The organism is Pseudosporangium ferrugineum, from assembly GCF_003002065.1.
GTDB lineage: Bacteria > Actinomycetota > Actinomycetes > Mycobacteriales > Micromonosporaceae > Actinoplanes > Actinoplanes ferrugineus_A.
On the sequence record NZ_PVZG01000061.1, the window covers coordinates 1 to 3,429 of the forward strand.

2 rRNA genes are annotated in these 3,429 nt (G+C 56.1%); both read right to left on the reverse strand.

Annotated features, from left to right (window positions below):
* Positions 1-7 precede the first annotated feature (7 nt).
* Positions 8-124, reverse strand: a 5S ribosomal RNA gene (rrf, locus tag CLV70_RS38520).
* Between the two features lie 127 nt (positions 125-251).
* Positions 252-3,363: ribosomal RNA gene (locus CLV70_RS38525) — 23S ribosomal RNA — on the reverse strand.
* Between the last annotated feature and the right edge of the window lie 66 nt (positions 3,364-3,429).

A 3,429-nucleotide genomic window follows, 5' to 3' on the forward strand; every position in this document is an offset into this window, starting at 1 on the left:
ACGTTAAGTCCGGCGGCGTCCTACTCTCCCACACCCTCCCGAGTGCAGTACCATCGGCGCTGGAGGGCTTAGCTTCCGGGTTCGGAATGAGACCGGGCGTTTCCCCTCCGCTATAACCACCGAAACAACCATCAACAACACAACCTCAACCAACACCCCCAGGAAACAAACCTCAGTCTGTCTCCCCCAAGGGGTGGGGTGGTTGTTTGCTGTGAATCACACAGTGGACGCATGCGAGCACCAAATATTAGATGGTTAAGCCCTCGGCCTATTAGTACCGGTCAACTGAACCAGTTACCTGGCTTACATCTCCGGCCTATCAACCCAGTCGTCTAGCTGGGAGCCTTACCCACTCAAAGGTGGTGGGATACCTCATCTCGAAGCGAGCTTCCCGCTTAGATGCTTTCAGCGGTTATCCCTTCCGAACGTAGCCAACCAGCCGTGCCCCTGGCGGGACAACTGGCACACCAGAGGTTCGTCCGTCCCGGTCCTCTCGTACTAGGGACAGCCCTTCTCAAGTATCCAACGCGCACGGCGGATAGGGACCGAACTGTCTCACGACGTTCTAAACCCAGCTCGCGTACCGCTTTAATGGGCGAACAGCCCAACCCTTGGGACCTGCTACAGCCCCAGGATGCGACGAGCCGACATCGAGGTGCCAAACCATCCCGTCGATATGGACTCTTGGGGAAGATCAGCCTGTTATCCCCGGGGTACCTTTTATCCGTTGAGCGACACCGCTTCCACACGCAAGTGCCGGATCACTAGTCCCGACTTTCGTCCCTGCTCGACCTGTCAGTCTCACAGTCAAGCTCCCTTATGTACTTACACTCAACACCTGATTGCCAACCAGGCTGAGGGAACCTTTGGGCGCCTCCGTTACCCTTTAGGAGGCAACCGCCCCAGTTAAACTACCCACCAGACACTGTCCCTCGACCCGATCAGGGCCGCAAGTTAGATACCCAAATCCAACAGAGTGGTATTTCAAGATTGCCTCCACCCGAACTGGCGTCCGAGCTTCACCGGCTCCCACCTATCCTACACAATTACATTCAGATACCAATGTCAAGCTATAGTAAAGGTCCCGGGGTCTTTCCGTCCTGCCGCGCGTAACGAGCATCTTTACTCGTACTGCAATTTCGCCGGGCCTGTGGTTGAGACAGTGGGGAAGTCGTTACGCCATTCGTGCAGGTCGGAACTTACCCGACAAGGAATTTCGCTACCTTAGGATGGTTATAGTTACCACCGCCGTTTACTGGCGCTTAAGTTCTCCGCTTCGCCCCGAAGAGCTAACAGGTCCCCTTAACGTTCCAGCACCGGGCAGGCGTCAGTCCATATACATCGTCTTACGACTTCGCATGGACCTGTGTTTTTAGTAAACAGTCGCTTCCCCCTGCTCTCTGCGGCCATACCACGCTCCAGCAGCAAGTGCCTTCACGCGTCCGGCCCCCCTTCTCCCTAAGTTACGGGGGCAATTTGCCGAGTTCCTTAACCACAGTTCGCCCGTCGCCTCGGTATTCTCTACCTGACCACCTGTGTCGGTTTAGGGTACGGGCCGCTCGGAACATCGCTAGAGGCTTTTCTCGGCAGCATAGGATCACTGACTTCACCTGAATCGGCTCGGCATCACGTCTCAGCCATCATGGTGTGCGGATTTGCCTACACACCGGCCTACACGCTTACCCCGGCACAACCACCGGCCGGGATCAGCTACCTTCCTGCGTCACCCCATCACTAAACTACTACCCACCAAGTTCCCAGACTCCACACCATAAGTCCGAAGACCGCCGGCGCTTCGCGTGGTTAGTACAGTGAGGTTCGTCTTGGGCGCTCCTACGCGGGTACGGGAATATCAACCCGTTATCCATCGACTACGCCTCTCGGCCTCGCCTTAGGCCCCGACTCACCCAGGGCGGATTAGCCTGGCCCTGGAACCCTTGGTCATCCGGCGGAAGGGTTTCTCACCCTTCATTCGCTACTCATGCCTGCATTCTCACTCGTATGGCGTCCACACCTGGGTCACCCCGGCGCTTCACCCGCCATACGACGCTCCCCTACCCATCCACACACCTGCACCACCACCACAAAGGACGACAGCGAAGTTATTGTGTGAATGCCACAGCTTCGGCGGTGTGCTTGAGCCCCGCTACATTGTCGGCGCGGAACCACTTGACCAGTGAGCTATTACGCACTCTTTAAAGGATGGCTGCTTCTAAGCCAACCTCCTGGTTGTCTATGCGACCCCACATCCTTTTCCACTTAGCACACGCTTAGGGGCCTTAGCTGGTGATCTGGGCTGTTTCCCTCTCGACTACGAAGCTTATCCCCCGCAGTCTCACTGCCGCGCTCTCACTTACCGGCATTCGGAGTTTGGCTGATTTCGGTAAGCTTGTAGGCCCCCTAGACCATCCAGTGCTCTACCTCCGGCAAGAAACACACGACGCTGCACCTAAATGCATTTCGGGGAGAACCAGCTATCACGGAGTTTGATTGGCCTTTCACCCCTAACCACAGGTCATCCCCCAACTTTTCAACGTTGGTGGGTTCGGTCCTCCACGCAGTCTTACCCACGCTTCAACCTGCCCATGGCTAGATCACCCCGCTTCGGGTCTAGAACATGCGACTCAAACGCCCTCTTCAGACTCGCTTTCGCTACGGCTACCCCACACGGGTTAACCTCGCCACATGCCACTAACTCGCAGGCTCATTCTTCAAAAGGCACGCCATCACCCCAAAAGGCTCTGACGGATTGTAGGCGAACGGTTTCAGGTACTATTTCACTCCCCTCCCGGGGTACTTTTCACCATTCCCTCACGGTACTCGTCCGCTATCGGTCACCAGGAAGTATTCAGCCTTACCAGGTGGTCCTGGCAGATTCACAGCAGATTACAGGAGTCCGCTGCTACTCGAGAACACCACAAGAAGGTCACAGATTTTCGCTTACGGGACTCTCACCCTCTACGGTCGGCTTTCCCACACCGTTCAACTAACCTGCAACTTTATAACTCCTCGCATGCGTGTCAGCACATACACGTGGGTCTCACAACCCCGACGACGCAACCCCTGACAGGTATCACACGCCACCGGTTTAGGCTACATCCGCTTTCGCTCGCCACTACTCACGGAATCACTATTGTTTTCTCTTCCTACGGGTACTGAGATGTTTCACTTCCCCGCGTTCCCCCCAACCAGCCTATGAATTCAACTGGCGGTAACACGACATGACTCGTGCTAGGTTTCCCCATTCGGACACCCTGGGATCACAGCTAGGTTGACAGCTCCCCCAGGCCTATCGCGGCCTCCCACGTCCTTCATCGGCTCCTGGTGCCAAGGCATCCACCGTTCGCCCTTGACAACTTAACCACAGAAAACAAGATGCTCGCGTCCACTGTGCAATTCTCAACCAACAACCAACCCACAACCCCACAG